This window comes from Pseudonocardia sp. Cha107L01 (assembly GCF_052566575.1).
Window position 1 is genome coordinate 9,006,877 of sequence record NZ_CP199579.1, and the last position, 20,772, is coordinate 9,027,648.

Sequence of the window (20,772 nt, forward strand, 5' to 3'; positions counted from 1 at the left end):
GCCCGGCTCCCGTCGGCCCGGCTCCTGGGGGCCCGGCTCCTGGGGGCCCGGCGGCCGTGCTCCCGTCGGCGGCGGCAAGTTGGCGTTCGGGGTCAGTCACGCTCATCCCGGGTCCCTTCCATCACCAGGTCCAGCACCCGGGCCTCGTCCAGCTCGCCGCCCGGTGCCCGATGCACCACCCGCCCGTCCCGCAGCACCAGCACCCGGTCGGCCAGCCCGAGGACCTCGGGCACGTCGCTGGACACGAGTACGACGGCCACCCCCTGCGCGGCCAGCCGCCGGATCAGGGCGTAGATCTCGCCGCGGGCGCCGACGTCCACGCCCCGGGTCGGCTCGTCGAGCAGCAGCACCGAGCAGCCGGTGAGCAGCCAGCGGGCCAGTACGACCTTCTGCTGGTTGCCGCCGGAGAGGGTGCGCACCGGGCGCGACGGGTCGGCCGGGCGAACGTCGAGCTGGGCCGTGGCGACGCGTACCGAGGCGTGCTCGGCGTCCGCCGCCATGAAGCCGCCGCGCCCGAACCGGCTCAGCACCGGCAAGGACACGTTCCGGTACACCGGCTCGTCCAGCAGCAGCGCTTGGCTCTTGCGCTCCTCGGGGCAGAGCCCGAGCCCGGCGCGCACCGCGGCGGGCACCGAACCGGGGCGCAGCGTGGCGCCGCGTATCCGCACCGAGCCGGCGCTGGCCCGGCGCGCGCCGTAGACGGTCTCCAGGATCTCCGAGCGCCCGGACCCGACCAACCCGGCCAGGCCGACGATCTCGCCGGCCCGCACGGTGAACGAGACGTCGGTGAACTCGCCGCGCCGGCCCAGCCCGGACACCTCGAGCACCACCTCACCGGTGGGCTCGGGCCCGCGCGGCGGCAGCGCGTACTCGACGGCCCGGCCGGTCATCAGGCGGATGACCTCGGTGGTCGGCGTGTCCCGGGCGGGCAGGTTGCGCGCCACGGTCCGGCCGTCCTTGAGCACGGTGACCCGGTCGCCGATCCGGCGGATCTCCTCCAGCCGGTGCGAGATGTACACCACCGCGACGCCCGACCGGGTCAGCTCGCGGACCACCCGGAACAGGTTGTCCACCTCCTCGCTGTCCAGCACGGCGGACGGCTCGTCCATCACGATGAGCCGGGCGTCGCGGGACAGCGCGCGGGCCAGGCTGACCACCTGTTGGCCGGCCGCCGGCAGCCGGCCGACCTCCCGGCGCGGCGGGATCTCCGGGTGTCCGAGCCGGCGCAGCAGCGCCCGCGCGATGTGCTCGGCGCCGACCGGGCGAGTGAAGCCGAGGCGGGCCGGCTCGTGGCCGAGCACCACGTTCTCCGCGACGCTGAGACCGGGCACCAGGTCGAGCTCCTGGTGGATGGTGGCGATGCCGGCCCGGTCGGCGGCGTGCGGGGAGCCGAACGACACCCGCGCCCCGTCCCAGTCCAGCTCACCGGCGTCCGGTTTGTGCGCCCCGGCCAGCACCTTGATCAGGGTGGACTTACCGGCACCGTTCTGGCCGAGCAGGCAGTGCACCTCGCCGGCCGCGACATCCAGGTCGACCCCGTCCAGCGCGCGCACGCCGGGGAACTCCTTGACGATGCCGCGCATCCGCAGCAGTGGCTCGGCGGAACTCGCTCTCGTCATGGCCCCACTCCGTTGTGCGCGCGCGACGCCGTGCGCAGGACACAGCGTTGAGTCTCAGATCCCTGACCAGTGCCGTACAACGCCTGAATAACGTTGATTTCGGTCATTTTTCAGGCAAAACTCGACTCGCGCGCTCAGAGAGGAGCCCCGGTGATCGAACCGTCCCCGCTGCCGCCGCTGCGGCTGAGCGCCCCGGCTCCGCCGGACAACACCACCCGGGTCGACGCCGCGGTGAGATGGACGCTCACGCTCAGCGCGCTGGCCAGGCTGGTCGCCTCCGGCGAAGCGGTGAGCAAGGCCGACCTGGTCGCCGCCGCCGGACTGGCCCGCACCACGGTGAGCACCGGGGTGGACGAGCTGCTGGCGCACGGCGTCCTGGAGCTGGACGGGCTCCGGCCCACCGCGGGGCGCGGCCGCCCCGCCGAGCGGCTCGCCCTCTGTCCGCGCGGCGGCTTCGTGCTGGTCGCCGACCTCGGCGCGCACGGCGCCCACCTCGCGGCCCTCGACCTCAGCCAGCGGCTGCACGCGCACACCCACGTGGACATCGACGTCGCCGACGGGCCGGACGCGGTACTCGACGCGATCGAGTCACACCTGCTCACGCTGCGGGCCGGGCTGCCGGGCGGTGCTCCGGTGCGGGCGGCGGTGATCGGGGTGCCCGGTCCGGTGGACGGGCGGCGCGGCGTGCCGGTCCGGCCACCGATCATGCCCGGCTGGCACGGTTACCCGGTCACCGCCCGGCTGCGCCGCCGCCTCGGCTGTCCGGTACTGCTGGAGAACGACGTCAACCTGCGTGCCCTCGGCGAGGCCCGTGCGCTACCGGCCGACCAGGCGCCGCTGCTGTTCGTCAAGGTCGGCACCGGGATCGGCGGCGGGTTGATCACCCAGGCCGGCGAGCTGCACCACGGGGCGGACGGCGCGGCCGGCGACATCGGCCACATCCGGGTGCGCGGTGCACCGGACATCGCCTGCGTGTGCGGCAACGTGGGGTGCATCGAAGCGGTGGCGTCGGCGGCGGCGATCGCCGTGCGGCTCGGGTCCCTGGTACCCGGCGGCGGAATCGCCACGATCAACGACGTCCGGGCCATGGTGTCCCGGGGTGACGCGACCGCTGTCGGGCTGGTGCGGGAGGCGGCCGCGCTGATCGGCGAGGTGGTGGCCACCCTGGTGCACTTCTACAACCCGGCCAGGGTGACCATCGGCGGCTCGGTCGCCGCCGCCAGTGACGAGCTGTTGGCCGGCATCCGCGCGGTCGTCTACCAGCGGGCACTGCCGCTGGCCACCCGGAACCTGGTGCTGGCCAACAGCGTGCTCGGCGAGTACGCCGGGGTGGCCGGCGCCACCGTGCTGGGTATCGAGCAGGTGCTCTCCGCCGACGGCATCGGCGTGCTGATGGGTGCCCGGAGGTCGTGAGTGGCGAGTGGTCCGACAGGACCACTCGCCACTCACGGGCAACTACCTCAGCGGGACGAGGTCGTCGGCGTGCACCAGCTCGCGGCGGAACTCCGGCGGCAGGTCGCGGGTGCGGCGACCGATCAGGCCGGGCAGCTCGGCGGCGTCGAAGGCAACCACGCCCCGGGCCACGACCGCGCCGTGGGGGCCGACCAGGTCGACCACGTCGCCGGCCACGAAGTCGCCGCGCACCCCGTGCACCCCGGCGGCCAGCAGCGAACGGCGGCGCTTCAGCACGGCGGCCACCGCGCCGTCGTCGAGGTCCAGCTGGCCCCGCACGTCGGCGGCGTGGCGCAGCCAGAACCGGCGGGCGGACAGCCGCTGGCCACCGGCCCGGAACGCGGTGCCCAGCTTGGGCCCGTCCGCCGAGGTGTCCAGGGCGAGCGCCGCGTCGTCGGCGGCGGCCAGCAGCACCGGGATACCGGCACTGGCCGCCATGGTGGCCGCCTCGATCTTGGTGGCCATGCCGCCCCGGCCGAGTCCGGACGCCCCAGGCTTCTCCACATTCACGGCGGCCAGCTCGGCCAGGTCGTGGATCTCAGGCAGCAGCGTCGCACCGGGCTTGCGGGGGTCGCCGTCGTAGAGCCCGTCCACATCGGAGAGCAGCACCAGCGCCTCCGCGCCGACCAGGTGCGCGACCAGCGCGGCGAGCCGGTCGTTGTCGCCCACCCGGATCTCGTCGGTGGCCACCGTGTCGTTCTCGTTCACCACCGGCAGGGTGCGCAGCGAGAGCAGCCGGATCAGGGTGCGCTGGGCGTTGCGGTAGTGCGCCCGCCGGATCACGTCGTCGGCGGTGAGCAGCACCTGCCCGACGGTGACCCCGTGCCGGGCGAAGGAGGCCGCGTAGGCGTGCGCGAGCAGCAGCTGCCCGACGCTGGCCGCCGCCTGCTGACTGGCCAGGTCACGCGGCCGCCGGGACAGCCCGAGCGGGGCCAACCCGGCCGCGATCGCCCCGGAGGAGACCAGGATGACCTGGGCCCCGGTCGCGCGGCGGGCCGCCAGCGCATCGACCAGCGCATCCAGCCGGCCGTGGTCCAGGCCGCCATCCAGGCTGGTCAGCGCCGACGAGCCGACCTTGACCACAAGCCGGGCGGCCGCCGCGACCTGGGCCCGGGTGCTCACCGGTCCCGCTCCGCGCCCGAGCCCTCCAGCGAGTCCGCGAACTCGTCGTCCGCCACGTCGTCGAAGTCGTCGAGGTGGGCGCGGCGGGCCAGCTTGGCCGACTTGCGCTCCGACGCCCTGGGTCGGGTGGAGCGCGCCAGCCGTGGGTCGGTGCCCCGGTTGCCCATCGCCACGATCGCGCCGGACGGGGTGGACGGCTCCCAGTCGAAGGTCATCCCGCCGATGGTCACCTCGGCGCCGGACACCGCGCCGGCCTTGGCCAGCGCATCCTCCACCCCGAGCTTGGCCAGCCGGTCGGCCAGGTAGCCGACCGCCTCGTCGTTGTCGAACTGGGTCTGCCGGACCCACCGCTCGGGCCGCTCGCCACGCACCACGAAGGCGCCGTCGTACTCCGGGTCGGCCTCCACGGTGAAGCCGATCTCACCGACGGCGTGCGGGCGCAGCACCAGCCGGGTCGGCTCGGGCGGCGGCAGCGCGGCCCGGTACCGGGCCACCTCGCGCGCCATCAGGAAGGTCAGCTCACGCAGCCCGGCGTGGGTCGCGGTGGAGATCGAGACCACCGGCCAGCCCTGCTCGGCGAGCTCCTCGGTGACGAACTCGGCCAGCTCGGCGGCCTCCGGCACGTCGATCTTGTTCAGCGCGATGATCCGGGGTCGTCCGGCCAGCTCACCACCGAGGCCGGGGATGTAGCGGGCCAGCTCGGACTCCAGGGCGGCCAGATCGGAGACCGGGTCGCGGCCCGGCTCGATGGTCGCGCAGTCGATCACGTGCACGAGTACCGCGCAGCGCTCGATGTGCCGCAGGAACTCCAACCCGAGCCCGCGTCCCTCGGCCGCGCCGGGGATCAGCCCGGGCACGTCGGCCACGGCGAAGGTGCTCTCCCCCGCGCTGACCACGCCGAGCTGCGGCACGAGCGTGGTGAACGGGTAGTCGGCGATCTTCGGCCGGGCCTCGGACATCGCCGCGACCAGGGACGACTTACCGGCGGACGGGAAGCCGATCAGCCCGACGTCGGCGAGAGAGCGCAGCTCGAGCACCACGTCGCGCTCCTCGCCCGGCTCGCCGTTGAGCGCGAAGCCGGGCGCGCGGCGCGCGGTCGAGGACAGCGCGGCGTTGCCCAGCCCGCCTCGGCCGCCGGCGGCCACCACGAAGCGGGTGCCGGCGCCGACCAGGTCGGCCAGCTGCTCGCCCTTGTCGTCGAGCACCACGGTGCCGTCCGGGACGGAGAGCACCAGGTCCTCGCCGACCGCGCCGTTGCGCATGTCGCCCTGGCCCTGCTTGCCGTTGCGGGCCTTGGCCTGGCGGCGGTGGTGGAAGTCGAGCAGGGTGTGCATGCCGGGGTCGACGACCAGCACGATGTCGCCGCCGCGGCCACCGTTGCCGCCGTCCGGGCCACCGAGCGGCTTGAACTTCTCCCGGTGCACGGAAGCACAACCGTTGCCGCCGTTGCCGGCGATCACCCGCAGATCGCTGCGATCGACAAACCGGGACATCGGGCTAGCAACTCCTCAGAAACAGGTGACACAGCAAGAGGGGCGGGCCGGAGATCCCCGGACCCGCCCCTCGAGCAGACGTTGTGCGGTGCGGGCCTATTCCCCGACCGGCACGATGTTCACGGTTTTGCGACCGCGCTTGCTGCCGAATGCGACCGCGCCGGCAATCAGGGCGAACAGCGTGTCGTCGCCACCGCGACCGACACCCTCGCCCGGGTGGAACTTGGTGCCACGCTGGCGGATCAGGATCTCGCCGGCGCTGACGTTCTGTCCGCCGAAGCGCTTGACTCCCAGCCGCTGAGCGTTTGAATCACGCCCGTTGCGGGAGCTGGAGGCGCCCTTCTTGTGTGCCATATCTGCTCGCCTCCTTCAGCTACTTCGAGATTCCGGTGACCTCGACGCGGGTCAGCTTCTGACGGTGACCCTGCCGCTTGTGGTACCCGGTCTTGTTCTTGAACTTGTGGATCCGAATCTTCGGACCCTTGGTCTGCTCGACTACCTTGCCGGTGACCGAGTAAGCGGCCAGTGCGGTGGCGTCGGTGGTCAGCTCAGCGCCGTCGACTACCAGCAACGCGGGCAGGCTGACTTCAGCGCCCAGGTCTGCTTTGAGCTTCTCTACGGTGAGCACGTCACCGACCGCGACCTTGTACTGCTTGCCGCCGGTTTTTACGATCGCGTACATCGTTGACGCACGACTCCTATGACAATTCGTGGGGCTCACGGTGACACGTACTCAGGGCTTGACCCTGGGCGGTCTACCGCCTGCGTCAGCACCCGCTGACGCGGCTGTCGATAACCCAGAGTACGGGCCGCTGTTGGAGAGGGTCAAACCGGGTCCGGGCTGCCCTGCTCCCCGGCTGGTGGGCCGGCCGGCCGGGAGGCCACCCGGCGACGACGGCGGGCCGGCCTCGCGGGCCGGTCAGACGTCGCGCCGACCGAGACCGGCTCCCAGTCGTCCGAGAGAACGTGCTGGTCAGCACGCTCGGCATCGGTCGAGATCGAGTTCGGGTCCATCGCCGACGAGGCGTTGTCCGGCACCAGCGACGGCTCCGTCGGCAGTTCGATCTCACCGGACGGTCGCCGGGTGGCGTCGGACGGCCGCTCGGTGATCTCCGACACGGTCTCGGCCGGTGCTCCGGCGGTCTGCCGACCTGCCGCCGGCTCCTCGGTCTGCTGGACCGTCCCCGGTGCCTGCTCGGTGACCTCGGCGGCCGGCTCGGCCTCGTGCTTCGGTGCGCTCGGCACCGGTCGGCCGTTGGGCACCACCGGCCCCGAAGAGGACTCTGCGGACGCCGCCCGGCGGTCGTGGCCGTTGGGCACCTCGGACGGGGCGTTCCCACCCTGGCCACCGGTCTGGGCGCCGGACTGGGCACCTCCGCCGCGGTTGCGCCGGCCACCCTGGCCGTTGTTGCCGCCGTTGTTGCCGCCGTTGTTGCCGCCGTTGTTGCCGTTGCCGCCGTCGCCCTGGTCGCTGGACCGGCTGTCGCCACCCCGGTTGTCGCCAGAGCGGTTGTCGCCAGAGCGGCTGTCGCCACCCCGGTTGTCGCCAGAGCGGTTGTCGCCAGACCGGTTGTCGCCAGACCGGTTGTCGCCAGAGCGGCCGCGCCGGCGCCCGGCGGTGCCGGAGCTCGGCTGGCCCTGGTCGCCCTTGGGTTCGACCGGGTCGGTGGAGACCACCACACCCCGCCCCCGGCAGTGCTCGCACGGCGCGGAGAACGCCTCGAGCAGGCCGACTCCGACCCGCTTGCGCGTCATCTGCACCAGGCCGAGCGAGGTGACCTCGGCGACCTGGTGGCGGGTGCGGTCCCGACCCAGGCACTCGGTCAGCCTGCGCAGCACCAGGTCCCGGTTCGACTCGAGCACCATGTCGATGAAGTCGATCACGATGATGCCGCCGATGTCGCGCAACCGCAGCTGCCGCACGATCTCCTCGGCGGCCTCCAGGTTGTTGCGGGTGACGGTCTCCTCGAGGTTGCCCCCGGAGCCGGTGAACTTGCCGGTGTTCACGTCGACGACGGTCATCGCCTCGGTGCGGTCGATCACCAGGGTGCCGCCGGAGGGCAGCCAGACCTTGCGGTCCAGCGCCTTCATCAGCTGCTCGTCGATCCGGTACTCCACAAAGGCGTCGGAGTTCCCGACGTGCCGGTACAGGCGCTCGGTGAGCTCGGGAGCCACGTGGCTGACGTAGGCGTGCAGCGTGTCCCAGGCGTCGTCGCCCTGCACGACCAGCTTGGCGAAGTCCTCGTTGAACTGGTCCCGGACGACCTTGATCATCAGGTCCGGCTCTTCGTAGAGCAGCTCCGGCGGCTTCGACTTGCCGGCGCCCTTGATGGCGGCGTCTGACCTGGTCTTCACCACGTCCCACTGGGCCTGCAGGCGGCGCACGTCCCGCTCCAGCGCCTCCTGGCTGACGCCCTCGGACGCGGTGCGGATGATCACTCCGGCGTCGTCGGGGACGATCTCCTTGAGCAGGTCCTTGAGCCGGCGGCGCTCGGTGTCGGGCAGCTTGCGGCTGATCCCGTGGGTGCCACCGGACGGCACGTAGACCACGAACCGGCCGGGCAGGCTGATCTGGGTGGTCAGCCGGGCGCCCTTGTGACCGATCGGGTCCTTCGTGACCTGCACCAGCAGGCTGTCACCGCTGGACAGCGCCTGCTCGATGCGGCGCGCCTTGCCCGCGAGACCGGCCGCGTCCCAGTCCACCTCGCCGGCGTAGAGCACCGCGTTGCGGCCGCGCCCGATGTCGACGAAGGCGGCCTCCATGCTGGGCAGCACGTTCTGCACCCGGCCGAGGTACACGTTGCCGACCAGGGAGGACCCGCCGGAACTGGTGACGAAGTGCTCGACGAGCACGCCGTCCTCCAGCACCCCGATCTCGGAGCGCTCGCCGTGCTGGCGAACCACCATGGTCCGGTCCACGGACTCCCGGCGAGCCAGGAACTCGGACTCGGAGAGCACCGGGGCGCGGCGCCGACCGGCGTCGCGGCCATCCCGGCGGCGCTGCCGCTTGGCCTCCAGCCGGGTGGAACCCCGGACTCCCTGGATGTGCTCGTCGCCGCTCTCGGAGCGGGGCGGCCTGGTCTCCCGGATCCGGGTGACCGTGTTGGGCGGGTCCTCTGCGTCGGTGTCGCCGCCGCTGTCCGCCGACGGGTCCCTGCGGCGCCGCCGGCGACGGCGCCGCCGCGAGCTGCCACCGGGCTCGTCCGAGGAATCCTCGTCGTCCCCGTCATCGCTGTTGTCGCCGTCGTCGCCCCGGTCCTGCTCGGCTTCCCCGTCGGACCCGTCGGACCCGTCGGCGTCGGCCCGATCGGCATCCGCCCGGTCCTGCCCGGACCGGCGGTCGGACCGGCCATCGCCGTCCGCGCGCTGCTCGTCGTCCTCGGAGTCGGAATCGGAGTCGGAATCGGAGTCGGCGGCGTCATCCTCGGAACCCTTGCCACGGCCACGGCCACGACGGCCACGGCGGCGGCGGCGCTTCGTGTCGGCGGACTCGTCGACCGACTCACCCTCGTCGGTGTCGTCGGTGTCGTCGGTGTCGTCGGCGTCCTCGGTGTCGTCCTGGACGCTGGGCCGGCTCACCGGCGCCGGCGCGGGGGTGGGAGCGACCCGGGAGCGGCTGGGCGGCTCCGGCGGCAGGAACATCGGGCTCGGCGCGGCGAACAGCGGCAGCGCGCCACCCGGCCCGTCCGGACCGGCGCCGCCGCCCTCGGGCTCGGGGTTGCTCCAGGAGAGCACGGCCGCCACCGGGCTCGGCGACCCGGCCCGCTCCGGCTCGGCGGACAGCTCAGCCGCCGGCGCGGCGTCGGCCGAGCTGTCTGCGCCGTCCGTCGACGCCAGTGACTCGATCACCCGCAGCGCGGTCGCCCGGTCGATGCTGGACTGCGCGCCCTTGGCGGGCGCGCCCAGGTCGTCCAGGGCATCGAGCACCTGGCGGCTGGTCACCTCTATCAGCTTGGCCAACGCGTGCACCCTGAGTCGCTCGGGCAACTCCGGTGATGCGGATACGTTGCTGAGCCCGCCGGCCTGGCCGGCGGGCACGTCGGTATCTGACATGCAGCTCCTTCGCCCCCGGGCGCCCTCAACAGAAGGCGGCCGCTCAGGGGCCTAGCTTTGTCTGCCTCCCCCGACGTTCGAGGGGACAGCAATCCTGTGACCACGAAACAACTCAGGCGTCGAGAGCGTCACCCGCACCTGCGTCGGTCTCACCAGCAACGACGAGCTGATCGCCCACCGCCGGCACGCGTCGCGTACCGGACCCGGCCGGCTCCGTCGGGGTGGTCACCCCACGGCGTCGAACGGATCGGCCAGGCGGCCTCGGTCGTCGAGCAGACCTTGAGCCAGCCGGATCGCCATTGCAGGAACCGGCGGCCGTAAGCCCGCGACGACCAGAAGAGCGCCCAACACGTCGTCGGGTCGGACGGCAGGTGTCGTCTGCCGTACGACCGACGTCATTATCGCACAGGCCGGGCCAGTCGTATGCGTCGAAGGACCGGTAGCTTGATCATCACCCTCTGGTGGCGGCGTCGGAGCCCCGGTGACCACCTGGATGTTCGCCACCGCCGCGCGCACGTCAACCGGCTTCGGGCCGTTCTTCGTGGACCGCTCGACGATGACCGATTCCTCCGCCAGGAACGCGGTCACGGCGGCCTCCAGGGCCTCGGTGCGCACCTGGGGCAGTTCGATCCGCCACTGGCTGGCGTTGATCAGCTCGGCCAGCGCGGGTCCGCCCGGGACGGTCCGCACGGCGGCCAGGATGTCCAGGCCGACCGGCAGTGCCTCGTCCAGGTCCGCGGCCATCCGCTCGGGCGGCGCCGACGTGGTCAGCCCGATCTCCAGGTACTCCGCCTCACTGGCCGTGCCGGTGGGCGCCGCGCCGACCCAGGACAGCCGGGGGTGCGGGCTGAAGCCGTGCGAGCGCGCCACCGGCAGGCCGGCCCGGCGGACCGCCCGCTCGAAGGCCCGCGCCACGTCCCGGTGCGAGCTGAAGCGCAGCCGGCCGCGCTTGGCGAACCGCACCCGGACCTTGCACAGGGTCGGTGGGGCCGGGTTCGGCGCCACCCCCTTGCCGGCCATCAGACCGACCCCTCCGGCAGTGCGGCCTCGGCCGGCACGGCGTTCGGCAACAACATCAGCATCCCTTCACCGGTCGGGGCGAACCCGTACCGCAGGTAGAACGGCGCGCTGCTGGGCGTCGGGCGCAGCACGAGCCGTTGGTATCGGCGCGCCCTGGCATGCTCCACGGCGGCGGTGAGCAGCGCACCGGCCACCCCCCGGTCGGAGTAGGACGCCACCACGAACGCGTTGCCCACGTATCCCCACCGCCCGGGGCGGGCGCCGGGGCGGGGCATGTTGCCGATCTCGACCACGTTGAGCGAGCCCACCGCGGTGTAGCCGCTGCGGTCGGTGCCGGCCTCGGCCAGCCAGAACGTCCGGCGCGGCAGCTCGGAGCGCCACCACGCGGCGAAGGACCGGTCGAAGTTGTCGTCCTCCACCGGCCCGCCGGTGCGCTCGGCGGTCCACGCCCGGCGCAACCGGGTCAGCGCGGGCAGGTCACGGTCATCGGCCACCCGCACGCTCACCGGTGGTACGTGATCAACCACCGGTGACCGTGACGGGCGTGATCGGGATCAACACCGTCCCGCTGGGCCCGACCTGGATGTCGGTACCGGTGGCCGGGCACACCCCGCAGTCGAAGCACGGCGTCCAGCGGCAGTCGTCCTGCTCCCGGGAGTCCAGCGCGTCCTGCCAGTCGTCCCAGAGCCAGTCCGGGTCCAGTCCGGAGTCCAGGTGTGTCCAGGGCAGCACCTCGTCCTGGAGGCGCTCGCGGGTGGTGAACCAGGCCAGGTCGACGCCGAGTGGCTCCAGTTCCGCGGCGGCGGAGTCGACCCAGCGCCGGTAGTCGAAGTGCTCGGTCCAGCCATCGAACCGGCCGCCGTCCCGCCAGACCCGCTCGATCACCCGGCCGACCCGGCGGTCGCCCCGGGACAGCAGTCCCTCGATCAGCGAGGGCTTGCCGTCGTGGTAGCGCATGCCGATGTTGCGGGCACTGCGCCCGGCGACCCGGTTCACCTCGGCACGCAGCTTGCGCAGCCGGTCGTCGATGGTGTCCGGGTCGCACTGCGCGGCCCACTGGAACGGGGTGTGCGGCTTGGGCACGAAACCGCCGATCGAGATGGTGCAGCGCACGTCGTTGTGTCCGCTGGCCTCCCGGCCGGCCTTGATCACCCGGTGCGCCATGCCGGCGATCTCCAGCACGTCCTCGTCGGTCTCGGTGGGCAGCCCGCACATGAAGTACAGCTTCACCTGCCGCCAGCCCTGCGCGAACGCGGCACTCACGGTGCGGATCAGGTCTTCCTCCGAGACCATCTTGTTGATGACTCGGCGGATCCGCTCGGAACCGCCCTCCGGTGCGAAGGTCAGCCCGGAGCGGCGCCCGTTGCGGGAGATCTCGTTGGCCAGATCGATGTTGAACGCGTCCACCCGGGTGGACGGCAGGCTCAGCGTGGTGTTGGTGCCCTCGTAGCGGTCGGCCAGACCCTTGGTGATCTCGGCGATCTCGGAGTGGTCGGCGCTGGACAGCGACAGCAGGCCGACCTCGTTGAAGCCGCTGGCATTGAGGCCGCGCTCGACCATCTCGCCGATGCCCGCCAGGGACCGCTCCCGGACCGGGCGGGTGATCATGCCTGCCTGGCAGAACCGGCAACCCCGGGTGCAGCCCCGGAAGATCTCCACGCTCATCCGCTCGTGCACCGTCTCGGCCAGCGGCACCAGCGGCTGCTTGGGGTAGGGCCACTCGTCGAGGTCGGTGGTGGTGCGCTTGGTGACCCGCTTCGGGGCCCTCGGGTCGTTCGGGGTGATCGCCTCGATGCCCCCGTCGGCACGGTAGGTGACGTCGTAGAGGCTCGGGACGTACACGCCTTCGGTCTCGGCCAGCCGCCGCAACACCTCCGCGCGGCCGATCCGGCTCTGCGTACCCCGGCGCATCACCTCGGTGATGTCCAGCACGACCTGTTCGCCGTCGCCGAGCGCCGCGGCGTCGATGAAGTCGGCGATGGGCTCCGGGTTGAACGCGGCGTGCCCGCCGGCGAGCACGATGGGGTGCTCGTCGGTCCGGTCGGCGGCGAGCAGCGGGATGCCGGCAAGGTCGAGCGCGGTGAGCAGGTTGGTGTAGCCCAGCTCGGTGGAGAAGCTCACGCCCAGCACGTCGAAGGCGCCGAGCGGCCGGTGGCTGTCCACGCTGAAGTGCGGCACGCCGTGCTCGCGCATCAACGCCTCGAGGTCCGGCCACACCGCGTAGGCCCGCTCGGCGAGCACGTCCGGCTGCTCGTTGAGGAGCTCGTAGAGGATCATGACGCCCTGGTTGGGCAGGCCCACCTCGTACGCATCCGGGTACATCAGCGCCCAGTGCACGGCGGCACCGTCCCAGTCCTTGACGGTGCTGTTGAGCTCGCCGCCGATGTACTGGACGGGTTTGGACACCCGCGGCAGGAGCAACTCCAGCGCCGGAAAGACCGATTCCACACTCACGCCGCACCAGGGTAGACCGGTCCGCCAGGATGGCGTGCGTGGAGTTAGTTGTGGACGCGGCGAACGTGATCGGCTCACGGCCGGACGGCTGGTGGCGCGACCGGCCCGGAGCAGCCGCGCGACTCGTCTCCGCGCTGGCGGCGGCGCTGCGCTCCGGGGCGCTGACCGGCCCCGTCGTCGTCATCCTGGAGGGTGCGGCCCGGGCCGGCGCCCCCGCCGGCGAGTTCCCGGTGGCGGTCGATGGAGCGGGGCCGGCGGCCGGCGGGCCGGCGGATTCGGCAGCCGGCGGGACACCGGCAGACCCAGCGGGCACCGCGGCGGCCGGCGGGCCGGCGGATTCGGCAGCCGGCGGGCCGGCACTGCGCGTGGTGCACGCCAGCCGGGACGGCGACTCGGCGATCGTCGACGAGGTGTCCGCTCTGGTCGCGGCCGGCGGCTCGCCCACGGTGGTCACCGCCGACCGAGGGCTGCGCGACCGGGTACTGGCTGCCGGCGGCGCCGTGGTGGGCCCCTCCTGGCTCCTCGACCGCCTCTGACCGCACCCGCCCACACGGCCCCCACAACCCCTGCCCGCACAGAGCGGGTGCGCGCCGCACAGACCCTGGAGCCTCTGTGCGCCGTATACCCGCTGTGTGCCGTCCTCGGGGACCGGCCCGCCGGCGCCCACCGACCGCACCCAGCCCCCACCCCGGCCCGCACAGAGCCACTGCGCCCCGCACAGACCCTGGAGCCTCTGTGCGGCGTACACCCGCTGTGTGCCGTCCTCGGAGACCGGCCCGCCGGCGCCCACCGACCGCCCCCAGCCCCCACCCCGGCCCGCACAGAGCCACTGCGCCCCGCACAGACCCTGGAACCTCTGTGCGGCCGGTACCAGCTGTGTGCCGGCCCGGAGAACAGCGGGATTAGCGCAGGAGGAGCGTGTTGAGGCGGCGGGCGGCGACTACCCCGCCGACCGCCGCCATGACCACGAAGTACGCCACGTGCCCGAGCAGACCGGGGCCGACGATGCCGGTGGTGAACCCGCGCATCAGTTCGACGGCGTGGAACAGCGGCAGGCACTCCACCACCAGCTGCAGACCGCGCGGGTAGACCGACAGCGGAAAGAACGTGGTGGCGAACAGGAACATCGGCATGACCGCGAGCTGGATCAGGTCGAAGTCCTGCCAGGAGCGCATGTACGAGGTGGCCGCCATCCCGACCGCCGCGAACGCGAAGGCCACGAGCAGCGCGGCGGGCAGCGCGAGCAGCACCCATGGCGAGGTGAGCAGGCCGAACCCGGCCATCACAACCAAAAAACCGAGCGCGTACAGCCCACCGCGCAGCAGCGCCCAGCCGATCTCACCCAGCGCGATGTCCACCGGCCCGAGCGGGGTGGCCAGCATGGCGTCGTACAGCCTGGCGTAGCGCAGCTTGAAGAACACGTTGAACGTCGAGTCGAAGACCGCGCCGTTCATCGCCGACGCGGCCAGCAGGCCCGGGGCGATGAACGCCGCATAGCTGATCGGGGAGCCGTCCGGCCCGGGCAGCGCGCCGACCAGTGACCCGAGGCCCTGGCCGAGCGCCAGCAGGTAGAAGACCGGCTCGAAGAAGCCCGACACGAACGCCAGCCAGGCCCGGCGGTAGGCCAGCGCGGAGCGCACCAGCAGCACCCGCGACCGCCCCGCGTACCCGCCAACCGGCAGGATCCGCAGCAGCGGCGCCGACGGGGCCGCGACCGCATCCCCGCTCACCGGGACAACCGCACGGTGAACCGCCAACGGACGAGCGCGACGCCGATGGCCAGCAGCGCGAGCAGGTAGGCCAGGTGACCGAGCGCCGGCCACCAGCGCAGCGTGTTCAGCGCCGCCCCCCTGGCCAGCTCGGTGCCGTGCCAGAGCGGGGTGGCCCAGGCGAGGGGCCGCAACCACGCCGGCAGCTGGGACACCGGGAAGAAGGTGCCGGCGAACAGCGTCATCGGGATCAGCACGAACCGGAAGTACGAGGCGAACGCGGAGCCCTCGTTCATGATGGTGGCCGCGAACGCCATCGTGATGGCCGAGAACGCGCAGCCGCACAGCACGGCGACCAGCAGCGAGACCACGATGCCGATCCCGGCCGCCCCGCCGACCAGCACGATGGCCAGCAGGTACACCGCGCCCGAGGACAACAGCCGGGCCGCCACCCAGCAGAGGTGCCCGACCGCGATCTGCCCCGGGGTGATCGGGGAAGCGGACATCCCCCAGTAGACCTGCTGCCACTTGAACCCGGACAGCACCGGGTAGGTCGACTCGAAGGCCGCCGTCTGCACCGCCGTCATCGCCAACAGCCCGGGCGCCAGGTACACCAGGTACGGCGCGCCTCCGGTGGCCGCGCCGGTGCGCACCAGGCTGCCGAAGCCGACCCCGAAGGCCAGCAGGAACAGCACCGGCTGCAGCACGCTGGACACCACGGTGGCCCGCCAGCCGCGCCGGTACCAGATCCAGAAGCTCTCCATGACCGCCAGCACCGCCCGCCAGCCGGGCATGACCCGACCCGCGGACCGGGGCACCGCGGTCGTCACCGACTCGGCCGTCATTCGACCAGGCTCCGGCCGGTCAGCCGAAGGAACACGTCCTCCAGCGAGGACCGGCGGACCAGGCTCGTCGTCGGGCGTGCCCCGGCCCGCAGCGCCGCGCCGAGCGCGACCTCGCCGTCGGCGGTGTAGAGCAACAGCCGGTCCGGCAGCTCCTCGACGCGGTCGGCCAGCTTGGCGAGCTCGGCCAGCTCCGGGCGGGGTGCGTCCGGGGCGAACCGGAGCTCCACGACCTCCCGGGTGGCGTACCGCTCGATCAGGTCGGTCGGCGAGCCCTCGGCGGTGATCAGGCCGTTGTCCATCACCACCAGCCGGTCACACAGCTGCTCCGCCTCGTCCATGTAGTGCGTGGTGATCAGTTGGGTGACGCCGCGCTGCTTGAGCCGGTAGAGCCGGTCCCAGACCAGGTGGCGAGCCTGCGGGTCGAGCCCGGTCGTCGGCTCGTCGAGCAGCAGCAGCTCCGGGTCGTTGACCAGCGAGCGGGCGATGGTGAGGCGCCGCTTCATGCCGCCGGAGAGCGGGTCGACCGCCGACTCGGCACGGTCGGTGAGCTGGGCGAACTCCAGCAGCTCGATCGCCTTGGCCCGCACCGAGGCCCGGGACAGCCCGAAGTAGCGGCCGTACACCTGGAGGTTCTGCCGGACGGTGAGCTCGACATCCAGGTTGTCCTGCTGCGGCACCACGCCGATCCTCGCCCGGATCGCCGGGCCGTCGACGTCCGGATCCATCCCCAGCACCTGCAGTGACCCGGCGGAGCGGGGCGAGACGCAGGCGATCATCCGCATCGCGGAGGACTTGCCGGCGCCGTTCGGGCCGAGGAAACCGAACACCTCGCCCCGGGTCACGTCGAGATCGATGCCACGCACCGCGTCCACCGCGCCGAAGCGCTTGGCAAGCCCTCTGGCTTGGATCAGTGCATCGGACACGAGGGGACGCTAACCGGGCGCCCCGACAGAACGGAAGTGACTTGGCCCCGGACGGGCCCGGAGACCCGCCCGGAACGGTATTCCGGCCGCACTAGACTGCGTCGGTGGTTCACCGCTCCCCCCGATCCGCGACGCCGATGTCGCTGCTCGCACCGCTGCTGGCCCTCTTCGCGCTGTTCCTGGGGGTGACCGGCTGCTCGAGCGGCCCCACCGCCCCGCCGCTGCCCGCCGCGCCCGACCTGTTGGCGAAGTCGGCCAGCGCGATGGCGGCGGTCCGGACCGTGGCGATCGACGTGCAGGTGGACCCCGCGCTCAACACGATCCCGGTGCGCGCGGCCAACGGCAAGCTCACCGCCACCGGGGACGCCATCGGCACCGCCACCCTCAACCAGGGCACCTCGACGGTCGAGTTCAACTTCGTGATCACCCAGGGCACCCTCTACCTCAAGGGGGCCACCGGCCGGTACCAGCGGCTGCCGCTCGCACTCGCCGCCGCGATCTACGACCCGACCGCCCTGCTCAGCCCCGACCGCGGCATCTCGGCCCTGCTGCGCTCCGCCAACAACGGCACCACCGAGGCCAGTGAGGACGTGAACGGGGTGCCGGCATACCGGGTCAAGGCCGCCCTCGACCCGAACCTGGTCTCTTCCGTGGTGCCCGGGCTGAGCGGGGCGAGCACCGGCACGGTGTGGATCGAGCAGGCCACCTCGCGGCTGCTCAAGGCGCAGATCGAGGTGCCGAACCCGGCTGGCGGTGCGCCGGCGCCGGTGACCGTCACACTGTCCGACTTCAACGCGCCGGTGACGGTCACCCCGCCGTCCTGACCGAAGCGATGACTAACTCGACGACCAGCTCGACGACCGCCTCGACGCCGCGCCGGTCCCGGGTGGGACTGGCGATCGGGGTCGGCGCTCTGGCCGTGCTGCTCGCCGCGCTGGACGGCTACGTCGTGGTCACGGTGCTGATCGACATCGTGCGCGACCTCGGCATCCCGCTGAACCGGTTGGAGCGGGCCACCCCACTGGTCACCGGCTACCTGCTCGGCTACGTCGCGGCCATGCCGCTGCTCGGCCAGCTGTCCGACCGGTTCGGCCGCCGTCGGGTGATCCAGCTGTGCCTGGTCGGGTTCGCGGCCGGTTCGGCGCTGACCGCGAGCGGCGGCACGCTGACCGCCGTGGTGCTCGGCCGCGCGGTGCAGGGCGTCTGCGGTGGCGCGCTGCTGCCGGTGACGATGGCGCTGGTCAGCGACCTGGTCGGGGAACGGCGGCGGGCCACCGCGCTCGGTGCGGTGAGCGCCGCGGAGCAGTTGGGCAGTGTGCTCGGGCCGCTGTACGGCGCCGGTGTGGCCGCGCTGCTCGGCTGGCGGGGGGTGTTCTGGATCAACCTGCCGCTCGCCGCCGTCGCGGTGCTCGCGGTCGGGCTCGCGGTGCCCGGCCGCCCGCGAACCAAACAGACCACACAGACCAGGCACGACGGCACACCCGGCGGCACGGACGAGCCCGCGGCCGCCGGCACGGACGGTCCGGGGCCGAGGGCCCGGGTCGACCTGCTCGGCGGCGCGCTGCTCGCCGTGGCGCTCGCCCTCGGCGTGGTCGGGCTGTACAACCCGGATCCCCGGCGCGCGGTGCTGCCGCCGTGGGGCCCGGTCACCCTGGCGGCGGCCGGCGTGGCGCTGTTGGCGTTCCTCGGTTGGGAGGCGCGCGCCCGCACCCGGCTGCTCGACCCGCGCGGCGTGCGCGGGCGCCCGGTGGTGGCCGGCCTGCTGACCAGCACGGTGGTCGGGGCCGCGCTGATGGTCACCCTGGTCGACGTGCAGCTGTTCGCCGAGTCGGTGCTGCGGCTGGACGCCACCGGCGGGGCGCTGGTGCTGGTGCGGTTCCTGGTGGCACTGCCGGTGGGCGCGCTGCTCGGCGGGCTGGCCGCGCCCCGGATCGGGGACGGCGTGGTCGGCGTGGTCGGGATGCTGGCCGCCGCCGCCGGGTTCGCGCTGATGTCACGCTGGCCGGCCGACCTGCTCAGCGCCGTACACACGGTCGGCTCGGTGACGCTGCCGGCGGCCACGACCGACCTGGCGTTGACCGGGCTCGGGCTGGGCCTGGTGGTGGCGCCGGTCGCGGCGGCGGTACTGCGCGCGGTGCCGGCGGACCGGCACGGGGTGGCCTCGGCGGCGACCGTGGTGGCCCGCACCTCCGGCATGCTGATCGGCATCGCCGCGCTGTCCGCCTGGGGCCTGCACCGGTTCACCGAGCTCACCGCCACCCTGGACACCCCGCTGCCGTTCGGGGTGGACGCGGTGACCTACGCCCAGCAGCTCGCCGCGTACACCCGCGCGGTGGACGCCGCCCTGCTCACCCAGTACCGGGAGATCTTCCGGCTCACCGCGCTGCTGTGCCTGGCCGGCGCACTGGCCGCTGGTTTCCTCGGCGGCCGCCCCGGCAAAAGCCCAGGTCAGACGTCGTGAGTGGTGAGTCGTCCGATAGGACACTCGCCACTCACGGGGGACTAGGGTCGGCGGTATGTGTACCGAACCGGGCAGCGCCGCCGACGTACTCACGGCCGCCCCTCGCCCGGCCCCCGGCGCGGCGGTGGACCCGATCGCGCTCGAGCCGGTGGACGAGGTGCGGATCACCACGCTGGTGGACAACAGCTTCGACGCACTGCTGACCGGCGACGAGCGGGTCACCAGGCCCGGTACCGGAGCCGCCCGGGTCGATGCGCCGCAGTTCGAGAACGGCACGACGACGGTCGGCCTGGTCGCCGAGCACGGCTTCGCGGCGTTGGTCACGGTCCGCCGGGGCGAGCGCGAGACGACGCTGCTGTTCGACACCGGGCTGTCGCCGACCGCGATGGTCACCAACGCCGACCGGCTCGGGGTCGACCTGTCCGGCGTACAGGGTGTGGTGCTCAGCCACGGGCACTTCGACCACGCCGGTGGGCTCGCCGGGCTGGCCGGGCGGCGGGGTACCCGGGCGCTGCCGATGGTCGTGCACCCGCTGGTCTGGACGCGGCGCCGGCTGCGGATACCGGGTCGGGACGATGCCGAGCTGCCCACGCTGAGCAAGCGGGCGCTGACCGGCGAGGGCTTCGAGGTGATCGAGCGCCGGGAACCGTCACTGCTGGTGGACGGCTGTGTCCTGATCACCGGCGAGGTGGACCGGACCACCGAGTTCGAGCGCGGCATGCCGCCGGCGCACCAGGCCTGGTCCGGCTCCGAGTGGCGCCACGACCCACTGGTGAAAGACGACCAGGCACTGGTCGTGCACGTCCGGGGTCGCGGCCTGGTGGTGCTCACCGGTTGCGGGCACGCCGGCGTGGTGAACATCGTCCGGCACGCGCAGCGGTTGACCGGGGTCGGGCGACTGCACGCGCTGCTGGGTGGCCTGCACCTGAGCGGGCCGGCCTTCGAGCCGGTCATCGCGCCGACCGTCGCCGCGATGACCGAACTCGGGCCCGAACTGGTGGTATCTGGGCACTGCACCGGATGGCGGGCGCAGCACGCGTTGGCCGCCGCGCTGCCCGACGCCTGGGTGCCGAGCAGCAGCGGCAGCGGCTATCGGCTCACAGGTCTGGGAACCACAGCTTGATCTCGCGGGCGGCCGACTCCGGCGAGTCCGAGCCGTGCACCAGGTTGAACTGGGTCTCCAGGCCGAAGTCGCCCCGGATGCTGCCCGGCGCGGCCTTCTCCACCGGGTCGGTGCCACCGGCGAGCTGGCGGAACGCGGCGATCGCGCGCGGGCCCTCGACGACGGCCGCGACCAGCGGGCCGGACGTGATGAACTCCAGCAGGTCGTTGAAGAACACCTTGCCGTCGTGCTCCGCGTAGTGCTGGCTCGCCAGCTCACGGTCCACCGTGCGCAGCCGCAAGGCGACCAGTTCGAGCCCCTTGCGCTCGATCCGGGAGATCACTTCACCGACCAGCCGACGGGACACGCCGTCGGGCTTTACCAGAACCAAAGTCCGCTCACTCACGGTCGCGCAGCCTAGCCGCGACGGTCCGGCCCGGGCCGCGTGGGTTCGAAAACTTCCTCGCCACACCGAACGGCGTCGCAGTAGCTTCCGACGCGGCATCGCCGCTCGACTCC

General features: G+C 72.9%; 18 protein-coding genes. 5 read left to right on the forward strand and 13 right to left on the reverse strand.

Annotated features, from left to right (window positions below; all coding sequences use genetic code 11):
• Positions 1–92: 92 nt before the first annotated feature.
• Entirely contained in the window at positions 93–1,619 is a 1,527-nt protein-coding gene (locus ACTXG6_RS42435) for a sugar ABC transporter ATP-binding protein (RefSeq protein WP_445184950.1), read from the reverse strand.
• 150 nt (positions 1,620–1,769) lie between these two features.
• Here ACTXG6_RS42435 and ACTXG6_RS42440 point away from each other — a divergent pair, with 150 nt between their 5' ends.
• A complete protein-coding gene (locus tag ACTXG6_RS42440) occupies positions 1,770–3,032 on the forward strand; it encodes an ROK family protein (protein ID WP_445184951.1) in 1,263 nt (420 codons plus the stop codon).
• 42 nt (positions 3,033–3,074) lie between these two features.
• On the opposite strand, the gene proB is transcribed toward ACTXG6_RS42440, so the two are convergent.
• The 8 genes from proB to ACTXG6_RS42480 form a co-directional block, all read right to left on the reverse strand.
• Entirely contained in the window at positions 3,075–4,193 is a 1,119-nt protein-coding gene (gene proB / locus ACTXG6_RS42445; RefSeq protein ID WP_445184952.1) for a glutamate 5-kinase, read from the reverse strand.
• Positions 4,190–5,686: a GTPase ObgE gene (gene obgE, locus ACTXG6_RS42450; protein WP_445184953.1), complete on the reverse strand. Its 1,497-nt coding sequence runs from the start codon at positions 5,684–5,686 to the stop codon at positions 4,190–4,192. Before obgE ends, proB begins: the two co-directional genes overlap by 4 nt.
• A gap of 96 nt (positions 5,687–5,782) precedes the next feature.
• The gene (gene rpmA / locus ACTXG6_RS42455) at positions 5,783–6,040 is read right to left on the reverse strand and encodes a 50S ribosomal protein L27 (RefSeq protein WP_445184954.1); all 258 of its coding nucleotides are present in this window, start codon (positions 6,038–6,040) and stop codon (positions 5,783–5,785) included.
• 19 nt (positions 6,041–6,059) lie between these two features.
• On the reverse strand, positions 6,060–6,368 hold the full coding sequence (gene rplU / locus ACTXG6_RS42460; RefSeq protein WP_445184955.1) for a 50S ribosomal protein L21: 309 nt from the start codon (positions 6,366–6,368) through the stop codon (positions 6,060–6,062).
• Positions 6,369–6,511: 143 nt separating this feature from the next.
• A complete protein-coding gene (locus ACTXG6_RS42465) occupies positions 6,512–9,739 on the reverse strand; it encodes an Rne/Rng family ribonuclease (RefSeq protein WP_445184956.1) in 3,228 nt (1,075 codons plus the stop codon).
• A 225-nt stretch (positions 9,740–9,964) separates the two neighbouring features.
• Positions 9,965–10,759, reverse strand: a complete 795-nt coding sequence (locus ACTXG6_RS42470) for a TIGR03936 family radical SAM-associated protein (RefSeq protein WP_445184957.1) — start codon at positions 10,757–10,759, stop codon at positions 9,965–9,967.
• Positions 10,759–11,253, reverse strand: coding sequence for a GNAT family N-acetyltransferase (locus ACTXG6_RS42475; RefSeq protein WP_445184958.1), 495 nt, complete (start codon positions 11,251–11,253; stop codon positions 10,759–10,761). Before ACTXG6_RS42475 ends, ACTXG6_RS42470 begins: the two co-directional genes overlap by 1 nt.
• 25 nt (positions 11,254–11,278) lie before the next feature.
• Positions 11,279–13,213 carry a TIGR03960 family B12-binding radical SAM protein gene (locus ACTXG6_RS42480; protein ID WP_445184959.1) on the reverse strand — a complete coding sequence of 645 codons (1,935 nt, stop codon included), beginning with the start codon at positions 13,211–13,213 and terminating at the stop codon, positions 11,279–11,281.
• Positions 13,214–13,251: 38 nt separating this feature from the next.
• Between ACTXG6_RS42480 and ACTXG6_RS42485 the strand changes: the two genes are divergently transcribed.
• The gene (locus tag ACTXG6_RS42485; protein WP_445184960.1) at positions 13,252–13,749 is read left to right on the forward strand and encodes a hypothetical protein; all 498 of its coding nucleotides are present in this window, start codon (positions 13,252–13,254) and stop codon (positions 13,747–13,749) included.
• Positions 13,750–14,115: 366 nt separating this feature from the next.
• Here ACTXG6_RS42485 and ACTXG6_RS42490 read toward each other — a convergent pair whose 3' ends face one another.
• From ACTXG6_RS42490 to ACTXG6_RS42500, 3 genes are read right to left on the reverse strand one after another with little or no spacing between them, the layout of a single operon-like run.
• Positions 14,116–14,943 (reverse strand): ABC transporter permease, encoded by an 828-nt coding sequence (locus ACTXG6_RS42490; RefSeq protein ID WP_445184961.1) that lies wholly within the window; start codon positions 14,941–14,943, stop codon positions 14,116–14,118.
• The gene (locus ACTXG6_RS42495) at positions 14,940–15,767 is read right to left on the reverse strand and encodes an ABC transporter permease (protein ID WP_445184962.1); all 828 of its coding nucleotides are present in this window, start codon (positions 15,765–15,767) and stop codon (positions 14,940–14,942) included. The genes ACTXG6_RS42490 and ACTXG6_RS42495 overlap by 4 nt, the downstream gene beginning before the upstream one ends.
• Positions 15,764–16,690 carry an ABC transporter ATP-binding protein gene (locus ACTXG6_RS42500; RefSeq protein WP_445184963.1) on the reverse strand — a complete coding sequence of 309 codons (927 nt, stop codon included), beginning with the start codon at positions 16,688–16,690 and terminating at the stop codon, positions 15,764–15,766. The genes ACTXG6_RS42495 and ACTXG6_RS42500 overlap by 4 nt, the downstream gene beginning before the upstream one ends.
• A 137-nt stretch (positions 16,691–16,827) precedes the next feature.
• Between ACTXG6_RS42500 and ACTXG6_RS42505 the strand changes: the two genes are divergently transcribed.
• The 3 genes from ACTXG6_RS42505 to ACTXG6_RS42515 are packed head-to-tail and all read left to right on the forward strand — an operon-like array spanning position 16,828 to position 20,274.
• Entirely contained in the window at positions 16,828–17,514 is a 687-nt protein-coding gene (locus tag ACTXG6_RS42505) for an LppX_LprAFG lipoprotein (RefSeq protein WP_445184964.1), read from the forward strand.
• 8 nt (positions 17,515–17,522) lie between these two features.
• Positions 17,523–19,151 carry an MFS transporter gene (locus tag ACTXG6_RS42510; RefSeq protein WP_445184965.1) on the forward strand — a complete coding sequence of 543 codons (1,629 nt, stop codon included), beginning with the start codon at positions 17,523–17,525 and terminating at the stop codon, positions 19,149–19,151.
• Positions 19,152–19,206: 55 nt separating this feature from the next.
• Complete coding sequence (locus tag ACTXG6_RS42515; protein ID WP_445184966.1) at positions 19,207–20,274, forward strand: MBL fold metallo-hydrolase; 1,068 nt, start codon at positions 19,207–19,209, stop codon at positions 20,272–20,274.
• Here ACTXG6_RS42515 and ndk read toward each other — a convergent pair.
• Positions 20,249–20,659 carry a nucleoside-diphosphate kinase gene (ndk, locus tag ACTXG6_RS42520; RefSeq protein ID WP_445184967.1) on the reverse strand — a complete coding sequence of 137 codons (411 nt, stop codon included), beginning with the start codon at positions 20,657–20,659 and terminating at the stop codon, positions 20,249–20,251. The two genes, ACTXG6_RS42515 and ndk, sit on opposite strands and share 26 nt — an antisense overlap.
• Positions 20,660–20,772 lie beyond the last annotated feature (113 nt).